22 protein-coding genes and 1 pseudogene are annotated in these 21,843 nt (G+C 61.2%); 11 read left to right on the forward strand and 12 right to left on the reverse strand.

Annotated features, from left to right (window positions below):
• Positions 1-21: 21 nt before the first annotated feature.
• Both ACK83U_RS13350 and ACK83U_RS13355 read right to left on the reverse strand, forming a co-directional pair.
• Complete coding sequence (locus tag ACK83U_RS13350) at positions 22-501, reverse strand: hypothetical protein (RefSeq protein WP_112602993.1); 480 nt, start codon at positions 499-501, stop codon at positions 22-24.
• A 117-nt stretch (positions 502-618) separates the two neighbouring features.
• Complete coding sequence (locus ACK83U_RS13355) at positions 619-1,050, reverse strand: OsmC family protein (protein WP_112602995.1); 432 nt, start codon at positions 1,048-1,050, stop codon at positions 619-621.
• A 343-nt stretch (positions 1,051-1,393) separates the two neighbouring features.
• On the opposite strand from ACK83U_RS13355, the gene ACK83U_RS13360 reads away from it, so the two are divergent.
• Together ACK83U_RS13360 and dgoD are read left to right on the forward strand one after the other, a co-directional pair.
• Complete coding sequence (locus ACK83U_RS13360) at positions 1,394-2,188, forward strand: FadR/GntR family transcriptional regulator (protein ID WP_112602997.1); 795 nt, start codon at positions 1,394-1,396, stop codon at positions 2,186-2,188.
• A 30-nt stretch (positions 2,189-2,218) separates the two neighbouring features.
• Entirely contained in the window at positions 2,219-3,367 is a 1,149-nt protein-coding gene (gene dgoD, locus ACK83U_RS13365) for a galactonate dehydratase (protein ID WP_092712672.1), read from the forward strand.
• A gap of 333 nt (positions 3,368-3,700) precedes the next feature.
• On the opposite strand, the gene ACK83U_RS13370 is transcribed toward dgoD, so the two are convergent.
• The 6 genes from ACK83U_RS13370 to ACK83U_RS13395 all read right to left on the reverse strand — a co-directional run bounded on the left by ACK83U_RS13370 (position 3,701) and on the right by ACK83U_RS13395 (position 7,929).
• Entirely contained in the window at positions 3,701-4,417 is a 717-nt protein-coding gene (locus tag ACK83U_RS13370; protein WP_106999018.1) for a Bax inhibitor-1/YccA family protein, read from the reverse strand.
• 22 nt (positions 4,418-4,439) lie between these two features.
• Positions 4,440-5,210 carry an anti-sigma factor family protein gene (locus tag ACK83U_RS13375; RefSeq protein ID WP_112602998.1) on the reverse strand — a complete coding sequence of 257 codons (771 nt, stop codon included), beginning with the start codon at positions 5,208-5,210 and terminating at the stop codon, positions 4,440-4,442.
• Positions 5,197-5,736, reverse strand: a complete 540-nt coding sequence (locus ACK83U_RS13380; RefSeq protein WP_412474630.1) for a sigma-70 family RNA polymerase sigma factor — start codon at positions 5,734-5,736, stop codon at positions 5,197-5,199. Before ACK83U_RS13380 ends, ACK83U_RS13375 begins: the two co-directional genes overlap by 14 nt.
• A gap of 65 nt (positions 5,737-5,801) precedes the next feature.
• Positions 5,802-6,725 (reverse strand): bestrophin family protein, encoded by a 924-nt coding sequence (locus ACK83U_RS13385; protein WP_112413450.1) that lies wholly within the window; start codon positions 6,723-6,725, stop codon positions 5,802-5,804.
• A gap of 124 nt (positions 6,726-6,849) precedes the next feature.
• A complete protein-coding gene (gene msrA, locus ACK83U_RS13390; RefSeq protein WP_412474631.1) occupies positions 6,850-7,602 on the reverse strand; it encodes a peptide-methionine (S)-S-oxide reductase MsrA in 753 nt (250 codons plus the stop codon).
• 117 nt (positions 7,603-7,719) lie between these two features.
• Positions 7,720-7,929: a SlyX family protein gene (locus tag ACK83U_RS13395; protein ID WP_112603002.1), complete on the reverse strand. Its 210-nt coding sequence runs from the start codon at positions 7,927-7,929 to the stop codon at positions 7,720-7,722.
• Between the two features lie 236 nt (positions 7,930-8,165).
• On the opposite strand from ACK83U_RS13395, the gene ACK83U_RS13400 reads away from it, so the two are divergent.
• The 5 genes from ACK83U_RS13400 to ACK83U_RS13420 are packed head-to-tail and all read left to right on the forward strand — an operon-like array spanning position 8,166 to position 13,203.
• On the forward strand, positions 8,166-8,999 hold the full coding sequence (locus ACK83U_RS13400) for a metallophosphoesterase family protein (RefSeq protein WP_112603004.1): 834 nt from the start codon (positions 8,166-8,168) through the stop codon (positions 8,997-8,999).
• Positions 8,996-10,156, forward strand: coding sequence for an ABC transporter ATP-binding protein (locus tag ACK83U_RS13405; protein ID WP_412474632.1), 1,161 nt, complete (start codon positions 8,996-8,998; stop codon positions 10,154-10,156). The genes ACK83U_RS13400 and ACK83U_RS13405 overlap by 4 nt, the downstream gene beginning before the upstream one ends.
• Positions 10,149-11,072 carry a carbohydrate ABC transporter permease gene (locus ACK83U_RS13410; protein ID WP_112603005.1) on the forward strand — a complete coding sequence of 308 codons (924 nt, stop codon included), beginning with the start codon at positions 10,149-10,151 and terminating at the stop codon, positions 11,070-11,072. The genes ACK83U_RS13405 and ACK83U_RS13410 overlap by 8 nt, the downstream gene beginning before the upstream one ends.
• Entirely contained in the window at positions 11,069-11,905 is an 837-nt protein-coding gene (locus ACK83U_RS13415; protein ID WP_112603007.1) for a carbohydrate ABC transporter permease, read from the forward strand. Before ACK83U_RS13410 ends, ACK83U_RS13415 begins: the two co-directional genes overlap by 4 nt.
• A 32-nt stretch (positions 11,906-11,937) precedes the next feature.
• Positions 11,938-13,203 (forward strand): ABC transporter substrate-binding protein, encoded by a 1,266-nt coding sequence (locus tag ACK83U_RS13420; protein ID WP_112410098.1) that lies wholly within the window; start codon positions 11,938-11,940, stop codon positions 13,201-13,203.
• Positions 13,204-13,273: 70 nt separating this feature from the next.
• On the opposite strand, the gene ACK83U_RS13425 is transcribed toward ACK83U_RS13420, so the two are convergent.
• On the reverse strand, positions 13,274-14,257 hold the full coding sequence (locus ACK83U_RS13425; protein WP_112603055.1) for a substrate-binding domain-containing protein: 984 nt from the start codon (positions 14,255-14,257) through the stop codon (positions 13,274-13,276).
• A gap of 251 nt (positions 14,258-14,508) precedes the next feature.
• Here ACK83U_RS13425 and ACK83U_RS13430 point away from each other — a divergent pair, with 251 nt between their 5' ends.
• The gene (locus ACK83U_RS13430; RefSeq protein WP_112603057.1) at positions 14,509-15,423 is read left to right on the forward strand and encodes a 3-hydroxyacyl-CoA dehydrogenase; all 915 of its coding nucleotides are present in this window, start codon (positions 14,509-14,511) and stop codon (positions 15,421-15,423) included.
• Between the two features lie 32 nt (positions 15,424-15,455).
• Here ACK83U_RS13430 and ACK83U_RS13435 read toward each other — a convergent pair whose 3' ends face one another.
• The gene (locus ACK83U_RS13435; protein WP_112335267.1) at positions 15,456-15,911 is read right to left on the reverse strand and encodes a MarR family winged helix-turn-helix transcriptional regulator; all 456 of its coding nucleotides are present in this window, start codon (positions 15,909-15,911) and stop codon (positions 15,456-15,458) included.
• A gap of 74 nt (positions 15,912-15,985) precedes the next feature.
• Here ACK83U_RS13435 and ACK83U_RS13440 point away from each other — a divergent pair, with 74 nt between their 5' ends.
• Complete coding sequence (locus ACK83U_RS13440) at positions 15,986-17,146, forward strand: FAD-dependent oxidoreductase (protein ID WP_112603009.1); 1,161 nt, start codon at positions 15,986-15,988, stop codon at positions 17,144-17,146.
• A 69-nt stretch (positions 17,147-17,215) separates the two neighbouring features.
• Here ACK83U_RS13440 and ACK83U_RS13445 read toward each other — a convergent pair.
• Positions 17,216-18,801: pseudogene (locus tag ACK83U_RS13445) on the reverse strand (aldehyde dehydrogenase (NADP(+))).
• Positions 18,802-19,026: 225 nt separating this feature from the next.
• On the opposite strand from ACK83U_RS13445, the gene ACK83U_RS13450 reads away from it, so the two are divergent.
• Positions 19,027-20,541, forward strand: coding sequence for a mechanosensitive ion channel family protein (locus tag ACK83U_RS13450; protein WP_112603013.1), 1,515 nt, complete (start codon positions 19,027-19,029; stop codon positions 20,539-20,541).
• Here ACK83U_RS13450 and ACK83U_RS13455 read toward each other — a convergent pair.
• Positions 20,538-21,149, reverse strand: coding sequence for an NAD(P)H-dependent oxidoreductase (locus ACK83U_RS13455; protein ID WP_112603015.1), 612 nt, complete (start codon positions 21,147-21,149; stop codon positions 20,538-20,540). The two genes, ACK83U_RS13450 and ACK83U_RS13455, sit on opposite strands and share 4 nt — an antisense overlap.
• 79 nt (positions 21,150-21,228) lie before the next feature.
• Here ACK83U_RS13455 and ACK83U_RS13460 point away from each other — a divergent pair, with 79 nt between their 5' ends.
• The gene (locus ACK83U_RS13460) at positions 21,229-21,834 is read left to right on the forward strand and encodes a TetR/AcrR family transcriptional regulator (protein WP_112603017.1); all 606 of its coding nucleotides are present in this window, start codon (positions 21,229-21,231) and stop codon (positions 21,832-21,834) included.
• Positions 21,835-21,843 lie beyond the last annotated feature (9 nt).

A 21,843-nucleotide genomic window follows, 5' to 3' on the forward strand; every position in this document is an offset into this window, starting at 1 on the left:
CGCAGGCTGATCGCCGCGTGATCAGGCGCCTACAAAAGCCGGATGGAAACGCCGAATGCTGAAATAGCCAACAAACAGGCAGGCCACCAAAAGCGCCACCTGCGCCGCAAGGATCGGCGGCTCGTTACCGGTAGGCGCCAGCGCATTGAGCGTCGGAATCTTCTGGAACGATTGGATGATGAGCACCAGACAGTTGAAGAACAGCAGCACGAGCGCGCCGATCACGAAGACGGCACGCCATAAGCCGGCAAGATGGAATGTGTAACGCGCCAGCGCCGTCGGAATGAAGATCAGCAGACAGATGATGCCGACGATGATCGCCGGCGTCACGCCATGAAACGGGAACAGAAAACCCGTCAAGCTGGTGAGAGCCGTCGTCAGCATATAGACGAGCGTCGAGCGGTTATGACGATCGGCGGTGAGAAAGCCGTAGGCTACCACGATGCCGCTGATGATGGCGACCAAGCTGATGACGACGTGAATCAAGAGAATTCCAGACATTCGCCCCTCCAAGGGGCATTGCATTCCGATAGAAATGACAGCCCAACGCCCCGAATGCGGAATATATACGAAACGCGCCGCGCCAGCCAGCGCGACGCGAAGGCCTGAAAAGGCCACTTAGGCGGCGTGAACTTCCAGGGAGATCGGAACTGAGGCAAGCGCCTTGGAAACCGGGCAACCGGCTTTCGCCTTGTTGGCAAGCTCGGTGAAGGTCGCTTCATCGACGCCAGGCACCTTGCCGGTCAACGTCAGGTGGATAGCGGTGATGGCGAAGCCGCCTTCGACGCTTTCGAGCGTGACCTTGGCCGTCGTCTCCATGCTTTCGGCGGTGAAACCGGCCTCGTTGAGGATCAGCGACAAGGCCATGGTGAAGCAACCCGCATGAGCCGCGCCGATCAGCTCTTCCGGATTGGTGCCAGCAACGCCTTCGAAACGGCTGGCGAAGCCGTAAGGATAGTGATTGAGTGCGCCGCTTTGGGTCGAGATCTGACCCTTGCCATCCTTCAGACCGCCCGACCATTGAGCCGAACCCGTACGATTGATCTGCATGTCGTTCTCCTTGTCGTTGAATGAACTTGGGGAGGCGGTCCCGCCTCCCGGTAACGATCGACGGCAGGCGGAACGGCCGCCTGCGTCGTCACCATAATCCTTCTATCTCTCGAAGACGACGCCGCAGTAACAGCAGGGGCGCCGACTTTGAAAAGCCTGGTGGTCCCGGATTGTTCCCAAACGGCCGGAATGCAGCAGGCTAAATCATCATACAAGAATATTGCCAATGTATGATGATTAGCGTATCTTCATCTCAATGCGAAAAGGGAAGGTGCCAATACGTCCAGCTCCTTCGCAGCGAGAGGTTTCCGCAGAGAATGCGGAATGGTGCGGAGGAAAAAGCGTGGAATCGCTGCAAGGGCAGGAGCATGGCGCGTCGGCCAAGCCTGAGCGTCGTCCCCGTGTGCGCAAGAATGTGACGGCGGCAATCGCTGAAGACATCTGCGCCGAACGCTATTCATCCGGCTCGACCCTGCCGCGCGAAAACGATCTTTGCGAAATGTACGGCGTCAGCCGCACTGTTATCCGCGAATCCCTCAAGGTGCTGGAATCCAAGGGCCTCGTGCGCGGCAAGCCGCGCATCGGCACCACTGTCTGCGACAGGGATGACTGGAACATTCTCGACCAGGACGTGCTGGAATGGATGGGTCCCTATATCGCCGATTTCGATATTCTCGGCTCCATCCTCGAGGCACGCCGCACCATAGAACCCGCCGCGGCAGAATATGCAGCCGAGCGCGCCACGGCTCGCGAAATTGCCGACCTGGAGAGCGCATGGCAGCAGATGCGCGACAGCGGCGATGATCCGGAAGGCTTTACCGAAGCCGACGTGACGTTCCACAAGCTGCTGCTCAACGCCAGTCACAACCAGGTGTTTCGCCGTCTTTCCAGCGCCATGCATGCCGGCCTGAAATATGCGCTGCACGCCTCCAACGTCGCCGCCGACAGCCGCGACGAAGCAATCGCCGTGCACGGCGAACTCGTCGAGGCCCTGCGCCTTCGCGACCGCGATGCGGCGCGCGTCTGCGCTCACCGCATGCTCGATCTTGCCGCCCGTGATCTCGCCGTCGAACGACGGCTGGACAAAGGCCGGAAAACAAATCCCGCAACCCAGAGATCTGCGGCATCGCGCCGCTGACACAACCCAAAGCCAAACGGAATCATTCCCATGAAAATCACCAAGCTGACGACCTATATCGTTCCCCCGCGCTGGCTGTTCCTGAAGATCGAGACCGATGAAGGCATCGTCGGCTGGGGTGAGCCCGTGGTCGAAGGCCGTGCACTGACCGTACAGGCGGCTGTCCACGAGCTGGAAGATTATCTGATCGGCAAGGATCCGTTCCTGATCGAAGATCATTGGAACGTCATGTACCGCGCCGGCTTCTATCGTGGCGGCGCCGTCCACATGTCGGCGCTCGCCGGCATCGACCAGGCGCTCTGGGACATCAAGGGCAAGGCGCTGGGACAGCCGATCCATTCGCTGCTCGGCGGCCAGGTGCGCGACAAGATCAAGGTCTATTCCTGGATCGGCGGCGACCGTCCCTCGGACGTTGCCAACAATGCCAAGGACGTCGTCGCCCGCGGCTTCAAGGCGATCAAGCTCAATGGCTGCGAGGAAATGCAGATCGTCGACACCTATGACAAGGTGGAGAAGGCCGTCGAAACCATCGCCACTATCCGCGAGGCGATCGGGCCATATATCGGCATCGGCGTCGATTTCCACGGCCGCGTCCATCGGCCGATGGCCAAGGTTCTCGCCAAGGAGCTCGAGCCTTACAAGCTGCTCTTTATCGAAGAGCCGGTGCTGTCGGAAAACCGCGAGGCGCTGAAGGAAATCGCCAATCATTGCTCGACGCCGATTGCGCTCGGCGAGCGCCTGTATTCTCGCTGGGACTTCAAGTCGGTTCTGTCGGACGGCTATGTCGACATTCTGCAGCCCGACCTGTCGCACGCCGGCGGTATCACCGAGTGCCGCAAGATCGCGGCGATGGCCGAAGCTTATGACGTGGCGCTTGCCCCGCATTGCCCGCTCGGCCCGATCGCGCTTGCCGCCTGCCTGCAGGTCGATGCCGTCAGCTACAATGCCTTCATCCAGGAACAAAGCCTCGGCATCCACTACAACAAGGGCAACGACATCCTCGACTACATCTCCAACAAGGAGGTGTTCCAATATGCCGACGGCTTCGTCAGCATTCCCCAGGGTCCCGGCCTCGGCATCGAAGTCGACGAAGCCTATGTCATCGAGCGTGCCAAGGAAGGCCATCGCTGGCGCAATCCCGTCTGGCGCCACGAGGACGGCAGCGTTGCGGAGTGGTAAGACCACGCTCGTCACCTGACGGACGAGACACCGCATATCTCCAATGATGAAAGGCCCGATGGCAGCAGATCTGCGCTATCGGGCCTTTTCTTTAGACGGTGCTCTCTTGGTCCGGCACCTTCCCCCTTTGCCGCCTGGCGGCGAAGGTGATTTTCGAGCGGTTTAGCCAAGTTGGCTCGCCCTCAAAAAAGTTGCGCCTGCAGTATCGGCGCAGATACTGCAGGCGCGTCATGCGTCTCAACAAGCCCCCAGGGAGACGCATTACCGGAGCATGATCACCAAAGGCGTGGAGTGCCCTTTAGCTTGGACCATGCTCAAGCAGGCAATTTCAAACTACTCCCGCTCGCCGGTGAAGTTCAGCAACAGCTGGAAGATGTTGACGAAGTTCAGGTAGAGCGACAGGGCACCGAAGACGGCGAGCTTCTGCTGCGATTCCTGATCGTAGTTTTCGGCATACTGTTCCTTGATGTTCTGCGTATCCCAGGCGGTCAGGCCGACGAAGACCACGATACCGATGACCGAGATGGCGAACTGCAGCGCGCTCGAACCCAGGAAGATATTGACGATGCTGGCGATGATCACACCGAACAGACCCATCATCAGGAACGAGCCGATGTTGGAAAGGTCACGCTTGGTCGTATAGCCGTAGAGGCTGGTCGCGCCGAACATGGTCGCGGCAATGAAGAAGGTGCGCGCGATGCTCGTACCGGTGAAGACCAGGAAGACCGAGGCCAGCGACAGACCCATGACCGCGCAGAAGGCCCAGAACATCATCTGCGCCGTTCCCGCCGACATCGACTGGATGCGGAACGAGAAGAAGAATACGAAGGCAAGCGGCGCCAGCATGACGACCCACTTCAGCGGGCTCTGGAAGATCGGCACATAGAGCGCCGGCGTCGTGCCGACGATCAGCGCGACGATTCCCGTCACGACAAGGCCGATACCCATGTAGTTGTAGACGCGCAGCATGTGCCGGCGCAGCCCCTCGTCGAAGAGCGCCTGAGAGCCGGCGGCGGCTCCGTAGCCGTATCGCGGATTAGTCGGGTTCATGGTCGTTCTCCTTTAATCCAAACTAGTAGAGGCTGCGGGCAAGCTTTTCGGCATCGCCGTCAAGCTGACCCGCCTTGCCGTTGCCGATCAGCGCATAGGCGACTTCGCCAATCTGCCAGTAGGCAGCCTGGACATCGTCACGCTTGATGTGACTGACATCCTGGACGGCGAAATTGCCCGGACGGACGGCAAACAGTGACAAATGTCCGTCTTCGCCGGCATCGACCATCATTTCGACGCTCGGCCCGAATTCGGACGGATAGATTTGCGCATCGGTGACACGCCAGCCACCCGGCAGCTCCGGCAATATGATTGCCGTCGATGCGCGGATTTCATCCGGATTGTAATTCGCAGACGCCGACTGCGGCTTGAGCTCCTCGCGCACGGCCGTCGTCTTGTAAGCGCGTACCGCGTCATCGACGAAGGCCGGTGGACGTGTCGACGCACTAACCTCGCTCGCCGTGAAGGCGCCGAAGGACGTATGCGCAACCCAGCCGGTGGTCACCAGCACGGCGATGGCGGCGATACGCTGAAACGAGCCCAGCACGCGGCCATAGGCCAGCCCGCGCTCCAGCCGCCGTGCGGCCTCCCGCGTTTCCGCCCGGACCACATGGCCTTCTCCGGCCAGAGCCATGCGCAGCTCGCCACGGATGCTCATGTCGGCCATCACCTTGGCGGCGATCTCCGGATGCTCCGAAAGATAGGATTCCACCTCGACACGGCGCGCAAGCGTGAGCTCGCCGTCGACATAGGCGTCGAGATCGGTATCGATGATCGGATCAACGATTTTCATTGCCGCCCCCCTCGATAAGCCTGAGATGCGAAACCTTGGAGGCGGTCTCCTCGAAACTACGCAGCGTCGCGCGAGCCCGGGCAATGCGGGACATCAGCGTGCCGACGGGAATGCCAAGCGCTGATGCCGCCTCCTGATAAGAAAGATCCTCGATCGCCACGAGATGCAGCGCCTCGCGCTGCTCCTCGGGCAGACTGAAGAAGGCTTCGCTGACCTGGCTCAAACGCACCGTATGGTCCTGCGATGCCGGCAATGCCGTTTCGAGGTCGGCCGCAGCCTCCTCGTGACGACGGCTCAGCGACTTTTTCTGGCGCAGGCGGTCAATATGCACATTGTGCAGGATCGACAGCAGCCAGGTGCGCAGATTGCCGTCGCGCCTGAACGATGCCTTGCGCTCATACGCCTTAACCAGCGCATCATGCACCAGATCCTCGGCCTCGTCCGCATTGCGCACAAGCGAGCGGGCGTAACGTCTCAGCGAACCGAGCTGCCCCAAAACATCGAATGTGCGTCCTTTGCGTTCCATACACCTATATACGGAAGCACTCCGGATTCTATTCCATCGCCCGGCGAATATTTTTTGCTGATTTTTTACATCAGCAGGAAATCCTTGGGCTGCGGCAACGGCGGCAGGTCGGTTTCCCCAAGCGCTTCGCGCAGATTGATCTCGATCGTATCGGCAAGCGCGCCGATGGCGAGCGCATTGGGGCGCTTGCCGAAAGGGTCTTCCAATTCGTCGCCCAGCGCATCCAGACCGAAGAAGGTGTAGGCGATGAGGGCAGTCACGAAGGGCGAGCCCCAGCCGAGCGTATCGACATAACCGAAAGGCAGCAGGAAACAGAAGAGATAGGCCGTGCGATGCAGAAGCAGCGTGTAGCCGAAGGGCAGCGGGGTGTTGCGCAGCCGCTCGCACGCCGCCTGCACCGCACCCATCTGGCCGATCGTGATATCCAGCATCTGATATTGGATATCCGAAATCACACCCGATGCTTTCAGCCGTGCGAGATCGGCGGACATCAGGCGCAGAATGAGATCAGGCTTGTTGCGGGCCGCGTGGTAGAATTCCGCCTCGCTTGCGATCAGCAGGCGAAACACCTTGCCCTCGTCGCTGCCAGGCCGCAGAAGACAGACGAGCGCCTGTGTGAAGGCGATGGTCAGGCGCAGCAGGTTATTGCGCGCCTCGATACCGGCCTCCCCTGCACTCTCCAGCACCAGCGTCTGCCGGGCGAAGCCGCGCGCGAGATGGACGAGCTGCCCCCAATCGCGCCTGCCCTCCCACCAACGATCGTAGCAGGCATTGTTGCGGAAGCCGAGGAAGATCGAAAGCGCGATACCGAGCAGCGATAGTGCCGAGCCGTTGAAGGAAACGATGAGGTTCGGCCGAGCCTCATGACCCCAGACGATCAGCGCCGATAGCAAAAAGATAGCGATGATTTGCGGCAGGATGCGGCGGATGATCGACCCGCGGACGATGAAGAAAAGCTGGAAGAGATTCGGCCGGTCGCGGACGATCATGACGAAACGCACTCTCGATGAATGTCTGACGGCGCAGCAATACACCAGACGAGCCGGGAGTAACGAGCATTTCTTGCAAGGCGGCCCTGACCGGCTGATATCGCTCGCCGGTCAGGGCAGGCCATCATTTCACACTGGCGCTTGCCGTCACCAGAACCGGATCGGCGCGATAATCGCCGGGAAAGAGATGCTGCAGGTTCTTGATCTTGGGCAGGTCGTTGATGACGATATAGGGATAGGTCGGATGCGTCGTCAGGAAATCCTGATGATAGGCCTCGGCCGCATAGAATTGCCGCGCAGGCTCGATCTTGGTGACAACAGCCGCATCGAAGACCTTGGCGTGGTTGAGCGGCTCGATATAGGCCTTGGCGATATCAGCCTGCGACTGACTGGTCGGGAAGATCGCCGAACGGTACTGCGTCCCGGTATCCGGCCCCTGATAGTTCAGCTCCGTCGGATCATGCGCCACTGAAAAATAGATCTGCAGTAGATGCCCGTAGCTGACCTTATGGGGATCGAAGACGATACGCACGGATTCGGCATGACCGGTGTCACCCGCGCTTACCGTTTCATAATGAGCCGCATCCTTGCTGCCGCCCGTATAGCCCGAAGTCGCGCTGATCACGCCATTGACGTGCTGGAAGACGCCCTGGACGCCCCAGAAGCAGCCGCCGGCAAGCACCGCTGTTTCCGTGCTGGCGGTAATCGCCTTTTCATCCATACTCGGCGCGGGAATGACGCGTGCATCCTCTGCCGAGGCGCGGCCGACGAATTGCAGCGCAACGCCGCCGAGTAACACCGCGAGCGCCGTAAAGCCGGCCAAGCGGGTGACGCGCGATGAATAAATGCGGATCGTGTCCTTCGATAAAATCTTCATGGTGATTTCCTCTCGACCGCGATTGTAAATGCGACAGTCACAAGGAAATACGGGAAGACGGGCATTTTTGTTACACACGCCCGCGTGCAACACCGAAACGTGAACGCCGAACGCAGCTCAGTAGTGCGGCGGCTTGGTAATGGCCGGTGCGTCGAGCGACTGCTCCTCCAGCGTCAGAAACCGCTCGGTCAGGCGGTCGAGCTTCTGCCTGGTCTGCTCGACTACCTTCCATTGTTCGGCGAGTTGATCGGAAAGTTCCTCGATCGTCTTGGCCTGGTAGGCGACCGTTTCCTCAAGTCTGGTGATGCGGCTCTGTTCGTCTGACATGTCTGATCCCTTTCGCAACGATCTATAGCACCGGTACCGTCGCGTACAGCCCTTCCATTCCGCATGAGGCGAGCTGCAGCGTCGTTTGACGGTAATGTGACAAAACTGAAAAACAGCTGAAAAGACCCGTTACCTAAATGACATGGCGGCCTTCTAAAGAGAGCGCAGAGACGCGCCGGTTTTGAAGGCCATTCCTTCCGCGGGCGCACCCTTTCTGAAGACTGCGGAGAAGCGCCTTGAAGATCATCCAGATCACCGACACGCATTTGAGCCCCAACAAGCCGCATTTCAACGGCAATTGGGAGCCGCTGGCGAAATGGATCGAGGCAAGCGGCGCCGATCTCGTCGTTCACACTGGCGATCTCAGCGTCGATGGCGCCGACAAGGACGAAGATCTCCTCTTTTCCATGGATCTGATGCGACAGGTGTCGGTGCCGATGCTGATCGTGCCCGGCAACCACGATGTCGGCCACCTGCCCGGCTCCTATCAGCCGGTCAATCCCGAACGGTTGGACCGCTGGCGCCGCCTCGTTGGCCCGGACTACTGGGCGAAGGACGTCGGCAACTGGCGCCTGATCGGCCTCAACAGCCTACTGATGGGCTTCGAGGATGCCGAGGAGCAGAAGCAGTTCGACTGGCTGCAGGAGAAGCTCGAAAACCGTGGCGAGCGCCGCATTGCCCTCTTTGCCCATAAGCCGCTCTTCGTCGATGCGCCGGATGAGGGCGATACCGGCTACTGGAGCGTTCGTCCGGCGCAGCGCCGCCGGCTCTATGATCTGATCGCGGCCCATGACGTGGCTCTCTTCGGCAGCGGCCACCTGCACTGGACCTGGGAAGGCCGCTTCAACGATACCAACCTGGTCTGGGCACCGCCCGCAGCCTTTATCCTCGGCGAGATGGAGCGCGAAATGCCGGGCGAACGCCTGATCGGCGCAGCAATTCACGAACTTGGCGAGATGGTCTCGACCGAGCTCGTCGCGGTACCCGGCATGAGCGCTTACTTCCTCGATGACGTCGTCATGGAAGTCTATCCGCAGGCCGCCCCCGAGGCAAAGGAGCCGACCGAATGAGTGCGCTTTCGCTTCGCGGCATCGCCAAATCCTTCGGCGGCAACGCCATTCTCAAGGGCGTCGATCTCGATGTCCAGCCCGGTGAGTTCATTGCGCTCGTCGGCCCGTCCGGCTGCGGCAAGAGCACGCTATTGCGCATCCTCGCCGGTCTCGACCATGCCGACAGCGGCGAAATCATCCTCGGCGGCAGCGACGTATCAGCCGTCGCGGCGGCCGACCGCAACATCGCCATGGTCTTCCAGTCCTACGCGCTCTATCCGCATCTGACGACCTCGGAAAACATTGCCGTGCCGCTCGCCATGCGCCGCCTGTCGCGCGTCCAGCGTCTGCCCTTCATCGGCTCGCTGATCCCCGGTCAGCGCGCTGCCCGCTCCGGCATCATCCGCGACGTCCGCGAAATGGCTGTTTCGCTGAAGATCGATCACCTGCTCGACCGCAAGCCCGGGCAGATGTCCGGTGGCCAGCGTCAGCGCGTGGCGCTTGCCCGTGCCATGGTGCGCCCCGCCGTCTTCCTCATGGACGAGCCGCTTTCCAATCTCGATGCCAATCTGCGTGTCCATGCCCGTGGCGAAATCGTCGATCTGCATCGCCGCGCCGGCGTGCCGACTGTCTACGTGACACATGATCAGGCCGAGGCACTGTCGATGGCCGACCGCGTCGCCGTCATGATCGGCGGTCAGCTGCTGCAGCTTGCCTCTCCCCAGACGATCTATGACGACCCGGCCCATGTTGAAGTGGCCCGCTTCGTCGGTCAGCCGCGCATCAACCTTTTGCCGGCGCTCGCCGAAAACGGCATCGTTGCCTTCGGTGGCATCCGGCTTGCGCTGGAAGACGGCGGTGTTACCGGCAAGAACGTGACCCTCGGCATCCGGCCGGAATTCGTGAGCCTCACGCAAAACCGCCAGGATGCGCTCGCCGCCCATATCGAGCGAATGGAGTTCCTCGGCTCCGAAGTCATCCTCTACGCCAAGCTCGATGCCATCGGCGAAACCATGGTCGTCAAGCTCTCGCCGGCCGAAGCTGCCGGCCTTTCCGCAGGAATGCCCGTTGCGCTGACGCTTGCAGCCGAACAGGCGATGGTCTTCGCCGAAGACGGCCGCCGTTTGCGCGCGAGCTCGACGACCGTCGACGCCACGCGGGAGAAAGCGCATGGCTAGCATTGTCGCCACCTCCCTGCCGATGCAGGCGGCCGCGGCCCGCGAGCGAAATGAGGCCCGCACGGCCCTGCTCTTCGCGCTGCCCGCCATCGTCCTGATCGTGCTGTTCATCCTGGTGCCGATCGTCGCCGTCGTCGTGCTCGGCTTCACGGATTTCCAGCTCGGCGACAAGAGCCTGCGCTTCGTCGCCTTCGAAAACTACGCGCATCTGCTGCGTGACCGCGCCTTCGTAAAGTCGCTCTGGAACACTGCGACTTATACGGCCATCGTCGCGCCCGTCTCGATCGCGCTCGGCCTCGGCGTCGCGCTGCTGATTGAAAGCGAAGGCATCGGCCGCAGCTTCTTCCGCACCGCCTACTTCCTGCCCGTCGCTTCGCTGATCGTCGCGATGGCGACCGTCTGGCAGTATCTCTTCCATCCGACGATCGGCCCGATCAACGCCCTACTTGGCGAGATCGGCGTGCACGGTCCGAACTGGCTCGGCTCGTCGGCAACAGCGCTCTATAGTCTGTCTATCATCGGCGTCTGGCAATCCGTCGGCTTCAACATGGTGCTGTTTCTCGCCGGCCTTACCGCCATTCCGCGAGAACTCTACGCGGCGGCCGAAGTCGACGGCGCGAAATCGGCATGGGACCGCTTCTGGCTCGTCACCTGGCCAATGCTCGGGCCGACGACGCTCTTCGTGACCACGATCAGCATCATCAATGCGGTGAAGGTGTTCGACACGGTGAAGGCCCTGACCGACGGCGGCCCGAACCATGCGTCCGAGGTGCTGCTTTTCACCATCTACCAGGAAGGCTTCGTCTATCTCCGGGTCGGCTATGCCTCGGCGATGACGACAGTGTTCCTCGCCATCCTCGTGGTGCTGACCTTCCTGCAATATCGCGTCCAAGACCGGCAGGTGCATTACACATGACCTCGACAGGCTTCACTCCCGGCCGCATCCTGCGCCTCTCTCTGCTGATTATCGGCTCGCTCATCTTCCTGGCGCCCTACATCTTCATGATCTCGACCGCCGGCAAGGCGCAGGACGATATCTTCACCTCGGCGCTGAGGCTGATCCCGACGCACTTCTTCTATATCGAGAACATCACCAAGGCGCTGAGCAAGGTCGATATGGGCAGGCTGTTGTTCAATGGCGTCCTCGTCTGCGGCCTGATCTTCTTCTTCCAGGTGCTGATCGCCATCCCCTGCGCCTATGCCATGGCCAAGCTGAAATTCCCGGCGGCGCGCATGATGATGGTGCTGGTCATGCTCGGCCTGCTGATCCCGATCCATGCGACGGCGCTGCCGCTCTATGTCGGCTTCAACAGCCTGTCGCTCCTGAACAGCTATACGGCTCTCGTCGCACCCTTCTCGATCTCGGTCTTTGCGATCTTCATGTTCCTGCAGTTCTTCCGTTCGATGCCCGACGATCTGATCCATGCCGCCCGCCTCGACGGCATGTCGGAAATCGGCATCGTCGCCCGTGTCATCGTGCCGAATGCCTGGCCGGCAGTCACCGCCTTTGCGATCTTCTCGGTCGTCGCGCACTGGAACGACCTCTACTGGCCGCTGATCGTCATCACCAAGCAGGAATATTTCACGCCGCCGCTGGGTCTCATGTATTTCCGCGCCGCCGAAGCCGGGGACGACTACGGCGCACTCATGGCGGCAACCCTGATCATCACCCTTCCGCTCGTCGCGGCGTTCCTTCTGGCACAGAAGCGCTTCGTCGAGGGCATCACCATGACCGGTCTCAAAGGCTGACCGGTTCGAAATTCGACAACGGAGAACGAGCGATGAAGCATATCACCCAGATTCTCGCCGCTGCGGCCATTTCTATGGTCGTGACGGTCCCGGCCTATGCCGAAACCACCCTGACGGTTCATTATCCCATGCCGGGTTTCTTCAAGAACGTGATGGACACGATCTCGAAGAAGTTCATGGAAGAAAATCCCGACATCAAGATTCAGTTCGCCGCTCCCTCGGCCACCTATGAGGAAGGCATCCAGACCATCCTGCGTCAGGCCGGCACCAGCGAAATGCCGGATGTCACCTTCATCGGCCTCAACCGCCTGCGCATGATCGACGAGCGCAACGTCGCCGTCGACCTCGGCCCCCTCGTCAAGAAGGAGGGCAATATGGCCGAGAAAGGCTTCTCGGACACGATCCTGAAGCTCGCCCAGGTCAAGGGCAAGCAGGTCGGCCTCGCCTTCGCGACGTCCAACCCGATCATGTACTACAATGCCGACCTAGTGAAGGCTGCCGGCGGCAACCCGGACAACCCGCCGAAGACCTGGGACGAGGTCATTACGCTTGCCGGCAAGATCAAGGCGCTCGGCAACGGCGTCGATGGCATGGACTTCCGCTGGCAGGGCGACGACTGGATGTTCTCCGCCCTCCTCTTCGGCGCCGGCGGCAAGATGCTGAACGACGACGAAAGCAAGGTTGCCTTCAACGGTCCCGAGGGCCAGAAGGCCGTCGAACTGATCCAGCGCTTCGTCAAGGAAGGCGGCATGCCGGTCTTCACCAAGGCTGCCGGCGAACAGGCCTTCGCTGCCGGCAAGGTCGGCTTCGAATTCCAGACCACGGGTGCTCTCGTCAACACCATCAAGAATGTCGGTACCAAGTTCGACCTGCGCACCGCCAAGCTGCCGCTGATCGACCCGGTCAACGGCCGCCTGCCGACGGGCGGCAACGCCGTCGTCATCCTGACCCATGATCCGGTCAAGGAAGAAGCAGCCTGGAAGTTCGCCAAGTTCGCCGCCGGCCCTTACGGCGCCTCGGTCGTCGTTCCCGGCACCGGCTATGTTCCGAACAACGAACTTGCCGCCAAGTCAGCCGAATATCTCGGCGACTTCTACAAGAAGAACCCGCTGTTCCAGGCTGGCCTCAGCCAGATGTCGATCATGGTTCCCTGGTATGCCTTCCCGGGAGCCAACGGCGTCAAGGTCACTCAGACCATCGTCGACAACCTCTCGCGCATCGTCGATGGCTCAGCCGCTCCGAAGGAAGCGCTCGAGGACGCCGCTTCTGACGTCGAAGGCCTGCTGCCGCGCAGCTGATCATTCGAACCGGCTGAGCAACCTGCGCCGCCTCCCAACAAGAGGCGGCGTTTCCATTCCCGGGCAAGGGTCAGGATTGTATGGTGAGATCGCGCACTGTGCCACCCGCACGCATTCGATAGGGCACAGTCAGATGACGCGGGGGCGCGGCATTTTCCGCCATATCCAGCAGCAGCGAGGCGGCAGCGGCCCCCATGGTTCCATCCGGAATTTCCACCGTCGTCAGAGACACTTCGCCCAGAAAACCGAGGGAAATCCCGTCGAAGCCGGCGACCGAAATATCGCGCGGAATCGAAAGACCCTGACGGCGAAGCGCGCCCATGACGCCGAGCGCCAGAAGATCGTTGGAAGCAATGATCGCCGTCGGGTCGAACCGCGAAATCGCATCGGAAAGATCGAGCTGTTCCAGGCTGTTTACGAAGGAAATTTCGAGCGCATCGAGGGGCTGTTGCCCCGCCGCTTCCATGGCCCTGATATAGCCGAGATAGCGCAGCTTCGCCCGATCCGACGCGGAGAAGTGGCCTGATATGAACAGGATGCGGCGATGACCCTTGCCTAGGAGGTGATCGGTCAGATCCCGGCCCGCGCCGAAATTATTGGTCGCGACCGCGGCGGTAAAGCGGGCGGTCGGCAGGTTACCGAGCAATACGGTCGGCGGCAGGGCGGAGGACAGAACAAGACTGCGCTCGGGATCGCAAAGCGTCAGGATCAACCCAGTCGGCTGCTGCTGGAGCAGCGAGGCGACGGCATCGACCTCCTGCGCCGGATCGTAGTTCGATTGCGCGATCAGCACGCTATGCCCCGCGTGAAGAGCTCGGTTCTGGATGCTGGAAAGCGAAGCCGCGAAAACCGGATTGGTGATGCTCGGAATGAGCACGCCGATCGCCGGTCGGCCGGTGCCGGTACGCCCACCTGTCCGATAGCCAAGCTCCGCCGCCGCCCGGCGCACGCGCCGCACCATCTCGTCGCTGACCGGACCGCTGCGATTCATCACGCGGCTGGCGGTCGCGACGGAACAGCCGGCGCGGAAGGCGATCTGCTGGAGCGTCGACATGATATCAATCATCTCCGGCTTCGGTTTCAGCCCTGGACTGGCGTAGTCTTATGGGAATGTGGGGGATTTATATCAGGCCGATGACACTTATTTGACAGCCCTCCTCGCACCCCGCGACATTCCGGCCCTTGATCTTTGCTGCAGCGCAGCAGATGCTCGTTCCGATCGCAGCGGCGAATGATGCTGTCATCAATCGATGCCATGATTGCCGCGCTATGATCCGCAGATCCGCCCCTCGAAAGGATGCTCTCATGTCAGAAGCACGGACGCCTGCCACCACCACCGACAAGACCGAAAGACTGTTTTTCCTCGATATCAACGACGGACGAATCCTCTCCTCCGCCATCGACGGCACCGATTTGAAGCTCATCGTCCAGCGGGCGGGACGCAGCCCCGACGGCATTCTCGTCGACAGCGAGAACGGCTGGATCTACTGGACCGAGATGGGCAACGACTACAACGCCCATGACGGCTCCATCGAACGCATGGACCTCGACGGCGGCAACCACATCACGCTGATCCCGCCGGGCAGCACGCTCGTCACGCCGAAGCAGATCCAGCTCGACCGCGACAACGGCAAGCTCTATTGGTGCGACCGCGAAGGCATGCGCGTCATGCGCGCCAATATCGATGGTAGCGACATCGAAACTCTGGTGCAGAACGGCGACAGCCCGGGGGACAGCACCGATATCGCACGCTGGTGCGTCGGCATCGCCCTCGACCTGCCGCTCGGCCAGATCTACTGGACCCAGAAAGGGCCGCCGGATGCTGGCCTCGGCCGCATCTTCCGCGCCGGCATCAACATCCCCGCCGGCGAAACCGCGACGAACCGCAGCGACCTCGAAACACTGCTGGACAAGCTGCCGGAACCGATCGACCTCGAGCTGGATCTTGCCACCCGCACCATCTACTGGACCGACCGCGGCAATCTTCCGCGTGGAAATACCGTCAACCGCGCCCAGATGGATAATCTCGCCGGCACATCTGAAGTCGTTCTCGAAGGCCTCGATGAAGGCATTGGCCTCTCGCTCGATCTACCCAACAACCGCATGTTCTTCACCGACATCGGCGGCAATCTCTATTCCGCCAGCCTCGATGGTTCGGGCGAGCGCGAACTTCTTCATCATGCCGGCTCGTTCACCGGCATCGTCTACGCCGAAATCTGAATGTTGATCATCGTAGGCGCAAACCAGCGCGCCTACGACCCATCCTCCTCGGCCACCATCCGATCCAGATTCTGGTTCAGCCGGCGCATGAGCTGAACCAGCGTCTGAACTTCATCAGCGCTGAAGCCAGAAAGAACCCGGTCTCGCCCCTCTTCCAGCGCCTGGCGCGCTGCCGGGAGTTTCGCGACTGCTGCCTCGGTCAACGACACGAGGCTGCTGCGGCCATCGGCTGGATCGGGCGTGCGCCGGATCAGACCATCCCGCTCCATGCGCGCCAGCATCTGAGCCATCGACGGCTGCTCGATCTTGGCGAATTTCGCCAAATCCTTCTGCGACATCTGCGCGCCATTCCGGAGCAAATACAGCACCGGCAGCTGGCCGATATTGAAGCCCAAAGCCCTCACCCGACGTTCGCCAAGACGTGAAAACGCGCGCGACGCCATGTTGATGAGCGGCGCCGGTGTGTCGAACAAATCCCAATCCATCATGTCTCCACCACTTGAATAGGTGCCTATGTTAATTTATATAGGTACCTATGTACGAAATTATGAGGACCCTGTCCATGACATCCTATCCCCGCATCGCCATCATCGGCGCAGGCCCCGGCGGTCTGACCCTAGCCCGCATCCTCTATCAGGCAGGTGTGCCGGCCATCGTCTTCGAACGCGAGGAACATGCACTTTCCCGGCCACAAGGTGGCACGCTCGACCTGCATGTGGAATCCGGCCAGCTCGCGTTGCGCCGCGCCGGCCTCTACCGCGAATTCCTGGCGATCGCCCGCTATGAGGATCAAGGAAGCCGGCTCTATGACAAGCATGGCGCGCTGCTCTTTGCCGATGACGACGCTGATGAATCCGATAGGCCCGAGGTCGACCGCACCGCGCTCAGGCAAACGCTGCTCGCCTCTTTGCCATCAGAAGTCATCCGCTGGAACCACGGCCTGCGCGAAGTCCGCCCGCGCGACGATGGCACCTATGATCTGGTCTTCGAAAACGGAACGGTTGGTCCCGTCGACCTCGTCGTCGGCGCCGACGGCAGCTGGTCCAAGGTCAGACCGCTGGTCTCCTCGTACCGCCCGCAATATAGCGGCATCACCTTCATCGAATTCGGCATCGACGACGTCGACGCCAGCCACCCGGATCTCGCAGCCCTTGTCGGCCGCGGCAAGATCGGCGTCGAGGCCGATGGAAAAAGCCTGATCGTCCAGCGCAACGGCAACGCCCATCTCAGAGGCTACGCGATCTTCCGTGTGCCGGCCGACTGGGCAGACAGGACCTTCGACTTTGCAGCGCCGGCAAAAGCCCGCGCGCGGCTGATGGCCGAGTTCGAAGGCTGGACGCCGGAGATCCTGCGCCTCATCGAAGCCAGCAACGACCATATCGTTTCCCGACCGATCTACGCGTTGCCGGTCGGCCACCACTGGCAGAACCGCATCGGCATCACGCTGCTCGGCGATGCGGCGCATGTGATGTCGCCCTTCGGCGGCGAAGGTGTGAATATGGCGATGCTGGATGCAGCGGAACTCAGCCGCCAGCTTCTTGAGCAGGCGGACTGGAAACATGCCGTCCAAGCCTATGAAGCAGAGATGTTCGAGCGCGTCATCGAGCCGGCAGAACAGGCCGCCGAGGCCGTGGCGACAGAGCTTTCCCACCTCGGAGCCGAGCTATCGCTTCAGCACTACAAGGCCCATCTCGAGGCCCGTCAACAAAATGCGGCAGCGTAGCCGCACTCAAAGAAAAGCGGGCCAACCTGACCCGCTCCAAAGAATGTCATCTATCCCATCCGGGGCGGCTCAGCTGCCCTTGCGCACGCCATCCAGCAGATGCGGCAGCGCCCTGACGCCCTCGTTGCGCAGCTCGGCCGGCAGCAAGCCTTCCGGCAGATCCTGATAGGAGACCGGGCGCAGGAAGCGGCGAATGGCGAGCGTGCCGACCGAGGTCGTGCGGCTGTCCGAGGTCGCCGGGAAAGGCCCGCCATGCACCATGGCATGGGAGACTTCAACGCCGGTCGGCCAGCCATTGGCGAGAATGCGCCCGGCCTTGCGTTCCAGCACCGGCACCAGCTTGGCGGCCGTGGCATAATCTTCCGCTTCGATCTGAAGGGTCGCGGTCAGCTGGCCCTCGAGCTTTTCCGCAACGGCGATCATCTGGTCGACATCCTTGCAGCGTACGAGAAGGCTTGCCGCGCCGAAAACCTCGTGGCCCAAGCGCTCGTCCGCCAGGAACTCCGCCGCTTCTGTCTCGAAGAAGATGCCCGGGCTCCGGTTGACGCCTTCGGCCGGAGCGCCATGAGCGACGGTCTTGACAGACTCATGTTCCGCCAATGCGGCAACACCCTTGTCGAAGGCGGCGTGAATGCCGGGCGTCAGCATCGGCGCCGGCGCGCGGCCAGTCAGGGCATCGCTGGCCGCCTGAACGAAACGGTCGAGATCAGGGCTCTCGATCGCAAAAAGCAGGCCCGGATTGGTGCAGAACTGGCCGGCACCGAGCGTCAGGGAATCGATGAAGCCGGTCCCGATCGCCTCGGCGCGTGCTGCGAGAGCGGCGGGGAACAGGAAAACGGGGTTGACGCTACTCATCTCGGCATAGACCGGGATCGGCTCAGGCCGGGCCGCGGCAATGGCGCCAAGCGCCAGGCCGCCGCCGCGCGAGCCGGTGAAGCCGACGGCCTTGATGCGGGGATCGCGCACCAGCGCGGCACCGGTCTCGTTGGCACCGGTCAGCAGCGAGAATGTGCCTTCCGGCAGGCCGCATTGGGCGACGGCGGCACGGATGGCCCGGCCGACAAGCTCGCCCGTGCCGGGATGGGCAAGGTGGCCCTTGACGACGACCGGGCAGCCTGCGGCGAGTGCCGAAGCCGTATCACCACCGGCAACCGAGAAAGCGAGCGGGAAATTGCTGGCGCCGAAGACGGCGACCGGGCCGAGCGGGATCTGGCGCAGGCGCAGATCCGGCCGCGGCAGCGGCTTGCGCTCCGGCAGTGCCGGATCGACGCGCAGATCGAGCCACTCGCCGGCGCGGACCACCTGCGCAAAGAGCCGCAGCTGGCCAACGGTGCGGGCGCGCTCGCCCTGCAGGCGCGCCACTGGCAGGCCGGTCTCCTCCGTCGCGCGCTCGATCAGGGTATCGCCAATCTCCATGATGTTGTCGGCAATCTTTTCGAGAAATGCTGCGCGCTGCTCGGGGCTGGTCGCACGGTAGACGTCGAACGCCTGAGCGGCCAACTCGCAGGCTTTAGCGACATCGCTCTCGCCGGCGACCGCAAAGGCCGGCTCCAGATTTGCGCCGGTTGCCGGGTTGATGGCACGCACGTTCTGTTGCCGCCGGTAGAATCTGAGCCGATCAACAGATCGCCGCGAATCTCGAAAGACTGTGTCATGGGTATTCCTCAAGGATGTCGGAGCGCTAAGGCGTTGCGCTGCGAGAGCAGATAGCAGGATGGGATGACAGATATAAGATGATAATCGTCATCTAATTATCAAGGTGCATGTCCTGAGATCAAGGCGGCAACGTCAATTAATCATACTTTTTCTGCATATGGCGCTGCGGCCTCTTTCATGCCAATTTAGCGCCCATCCGAAAGACCGAGTGCGACCGAGTCCCCATGTCCATTGCGCTTCTTGGCGATCCGATCGTCCAGTTCTTCATTCTGGTTGTCGTCGGCACATTCGTCAGCCGCGTCATGCTGCGTCATCAGCGGGCCGGCCGTCTGATCGGTCAGATGGCCTTCTTCGTCTGCCTGACCGCACTTTTATTCTATCACGGCATCGTCCCCTATGAGCCGAGCCCGTCGCAGGAATCGGTGACGCTGCGCACCTTCACGGGCTTTGCCAAGATCGTCTGGTGGGTCAACGGCGCCTGGGTGCTGATCGCCTGCGTGCGGCTGTTCCTGATTTTCGAGCGCAAGCCCCGCGAGGGCCGGCTGCTGCAGGATCTGATCGTCGGCGTCATCTATCTCGGCGCCATTCTCTCCATCGTAGGTAATGTCTTCAGCGTCCCGATCGGTACACTGATCGCAACATCGGGCGTCTTCGCCATCATTCTCGGCCTTGCCTTGCAGAGCACTTTGAGCGACGTCTTCTCCGGCATCGCTCTCAATCTCGGCCGCCCCTACTCCGTCGGCGACTGGATCGTCCTCGAAAATGACGTCCAGGGCCGCGTCGTCGAAACCAATTGGCGCGCCACGCAATTGCTGAGCGGCACCAACGATCTGATCGTCATTCCGAACAGTATCCTTGCCAAGACGCGGCTGACCAATCTTTCCTCGCCTGACGAAAGCCACGGCGCAACCGTCAACGTACGCATTCAGCCCACCGCCCTGCCACGCATCATCGCGGATGTGATGCAAAACGTCTTGATCAGCTGCAACTCGATCCAGAAGAACCCGGAACCCAGTGTCGCCATCACTTCCATCGATGGGCAGGCGATCGAGCTGCAGCTGTCCTTTCGAGTACGCGATATGTCGCTGACACAAGCCGCAAAGAACGAGATCTATGATCTGCTAGTTCGTCACACCAAGGCGGCAGGCTTGAAACTCGCCGATCCGCCCGGCACGATCATGCTTCCGATGCAGCAAAAGCCTGAGACGGCCGACGAGAAGCAACATGCGCCCGGAACGCCCTGGCGGCTTGTCAGCAATATCCCTCTGTTCTCTTCGCTGACCGAGGATGAAAAGGAGCATCTGGCATCGCATATGCAGCGGCGGACCTATCGCAAGGATGCCGTCATCGCCGAACAGGATGCCCGCATGCGGGCGCTCACGATCGTCCGCTCGGGCGTCGTCAGCATCACCCGCCGCGAAGGGCATCGCCAGATCGAGCTGACGCGCCTTGCGCCAGGCGATTATTTCGGTGAGAACGGGCTGCTGATGGGATCGGGTGAAGTCGGCACGGTTCGCGCCCTTACCTTCGTCGTCACCTATGAAATCGGCGAGGAATGTCTGGCGCCGCTGCTGCACGACCGGCCGACCCTTGCCGAAGAGCTCGGTGCCATGCTGGCAAAACGCATTGAGGCGGAGCAGCATCTCTTCGCCAATGCCGATATGCTCGGTCATGGCGCTCACGTGACCTCGCTAAGCTCGCGCATCAAGCATCTCTTTCAGCTGCAGCAGCACGATTAAGCCGCATCCGCCGCCTTCGTTGATCGCGAAACAGCAAATAGATTTTGCCCGATGGCGCGGGCGGTATCGAAATGGGAGCTCATATCCTGCGTCTCCGTCAGCAACAATTCGGAGGTCGAGACGGGAGCGCCACAGTATCCGAAAATTCCATGATCGATCTGCGTTTTCATGGCACCGAAATAGCCATGGCGTGCATAGGTGCGCATGGTCGCACCGCCGATAGCGATCAAATGGACGCGAAGATGGCGTAATCTCTTGATAGGCCTGTCACCGGGCATGTCGTCATAGGCCCAGCCATTGGTGAACACTCGATCGATCCACCCCTTGAGCAGGCCGGGCATGGACCACCAATAAACGGGATAGACCAGCACCAAAGCGTCGGCACGATCGATTCGCGCTTGCTCGACAACGACGTCATCAGGCGATGGGCCTTCTCTGAGATGAGCGGCGATATCGGCCGCGCTGAACCTCGGATCAAAACCTTCCGCTGTAAGATCCGCGATTTCAAACGTAGCCCCCGAAGCCGTTACACCTTCGGCGACTTTGGCCGCAACGCTGTGGCTGAACGAATCGGGATTCGGATTGGAGACGACGATAAGCGCATGCATGTGAAAAACTCCTGCTGACATATTGTGAGCGGCGGCCCAGTCTTATATACTTTTAGTAAGTTACTTTTGGTATATAGCGATGTCAAGCGTGCAAACGAAGAAAACGGAACCCCGCAGCCGGCTGACGCGGGAGGAGCGCTATCGGCAGCTCATCCAGGTTGCCTGGCAAATCATCGGCGAAGAGGGAACGGAAGCTCTGACGTTGGGGCGGCTCTCGGAACGGGCCGGCGTGACGAAACCCGTGGTCTACGACCATTTTATCACCCGTTCCGGCCTGCTTGCTGCGCTCTATCGCGAATACGATATCAGACAGACGGCAGTGATGGACAAGGCGCTTGATGCAAGCAGTCCGACGCTGGCGGGCCGGGCGGAGGTGATAGCGGCCGCCTATGTCGATTGCGTTCTGCTGCAGGGGCGCGAAATACCCGGTATCATCGCTTCGCTCGCGGGCTCGCCGGAGCTTGAAAAAATCAAGCGCGAATATGAAACGGCCTTCCTCGATAAGTGCCGTGCGCTGCTTGCTCCCTTCGCCGCTACCGGTTCCATTGCATCGGCCGGCCTCTGGGCGATGCTGGGTGCGGCCGAAGCCCTATCCTATGCCGCCACGACGGGCGACATCAGCCCGCAGCAGGCGAAGGACGAGCTCTGCGAAACCATCAAGGCCATGGTTGCGAGAAACAAGTAGAGGCCGGTC

The organism is Rhizobium sp. WW22, from assembly GCF_047041135.1.
Classification (GTDB): Bacteria; Pseudomonadota; Alphaproteobacteria; order Rhizobiales; family Rhizobiaceae; genus Rhizobium.

Coding starts and splice junctions, on each gene's coding strand:
- ACK83U_RS13350 (WP_112602993.1), bottom strand. CDS start 501: ATGTCTGGAATTCTCTTGATTCACGTCGTCATCAGCTTGGTCGCCATC.
- ACK83U_RS13385 (WP_112413450.1), bottom strand. CDS start 6,725: ATGATCGTCCGCGACCGGCCGAATCTCTTCCAGCTTTTCTTCATCGTC.
- ACK83U_RS13405 (WP_412474632.1), top strand. CDS start 8,996: ATGAGTGCGCTTTCGCTTCGCGGCATCGCCAAATCCTTCGGCGGCAAC.
- dgoD (WP_092712672.1), top strand. CDS start 2,219: ATGAAAATCACCAAGCTGACGACCTATATCGTTCCCCCGCGCTGGCTG.
- ACK83U_RS13355 (WP_112602995.1), bottom strand. CDS start 1,050: ATGCAGATCAATCGTACGGGTTCGGCTCAATGGTCGGGCGGTCTGAAG.
- ACK83U_RS13415 (WP_112603007.1), top strand. CDS start 11,069: ATGACCTCGACAGGCTTCACTCCCGGCCGCATCCTGCGCCTCTCTCTG.
- ACK83U_RS13395 (WP_112603002.1), bottom strand. CDS start 7,929: ATGTCAGACGAACAGAGCCGCATCACCAGACTTGAGGAAACGGTCGCC.
- ACK83U_RS13460 (WP_112603017.1), top strand. CDS start 21,229: ATGTCAAGCGTGCAAACGAAGAAAACGGAACCCCGCAGCCGGCTGACG.
- ACK83U_RS13410 (WP_112603005.1), top strand. CDS start 10,149: ATGGCTAGCATTGTCGCCACCTCCCTGCCGATGCAGGCGGCCGCGGCC.
- ACK83U_RS13430 (WP_112603057.1), top strand. CDS start 14,509: ATGTCAGAAGCACGGACGCCTGCCACCACCACCGACAAGACCGAAAGA.
- ACK83U_RS13425 (WP_112603055.1), bottom strand. CDS start 14,257: ATGTCGACGCTCCAGCAGATCGCCTTCCGCGCCGGCTGTTCCGTCGCG.
- ACK83U_RS13375 (WP_112602998.1), bottom strand. CDS start 5,210: ATGAAAATCGTTGATCCGATCATCGATACCGATCTCGACGCCTATGTC.
- ACK83U_RS13455 (WP_112603015.1), bottom strand. CDS start 21,149: ATGCATGCGCTTATCGTCGTCTCCAATCCGAATCCCGATTCGTTCAGC.
- ACK83U_RS13435 (WP_112335267.1), bottom strand. CDS start 15,911: ATGATGGATTGGGATTTGTTCGACACACCGGCGCCGCTCATCAACATG.
- ACK83U_RS13440 (WP_112603009.1), top strand. CDS start 15,986: ATGACATCCTATCCCCGCATCGCCATCATCGGCGCAGGCCCCGGCGGT.
- ACK83U_RS13450 (WP_112603013.1), top strand. CDS start 19,027: ATGTCCATTGCGCTTCTTGGCGATCCGATCGTCCAGTTCTTCATTCTG.
- ACK83U_RS13380 (WP_412474630.1), bottom strand. CDS start 5,736: ATGGAACGCAAAGGACGCACATTCGATGTTTTGGGGCAGCTCGGTTCG.
- msrA (WP_412474631.1), bottom strand. CDS start 7,602: ATGAAGATTTTATCGAAGGACACGATCCGCATTTATTCATCGCGCGTC.
- ACK83U_RS13420 (WP_112410098.1), top strand. CDS start 11,938: ATGAAGCATATCACCCAGATTCTCGCCGCTGCGGCCATTTCTATGGTC.
- ACK83U_RS13370 (WP_106999018.1), bottom strand. CDS start 4,417: ATGAACCCGACTAATCCGCGATACGGCTACGGAGCCGCCGCCGGCTCT.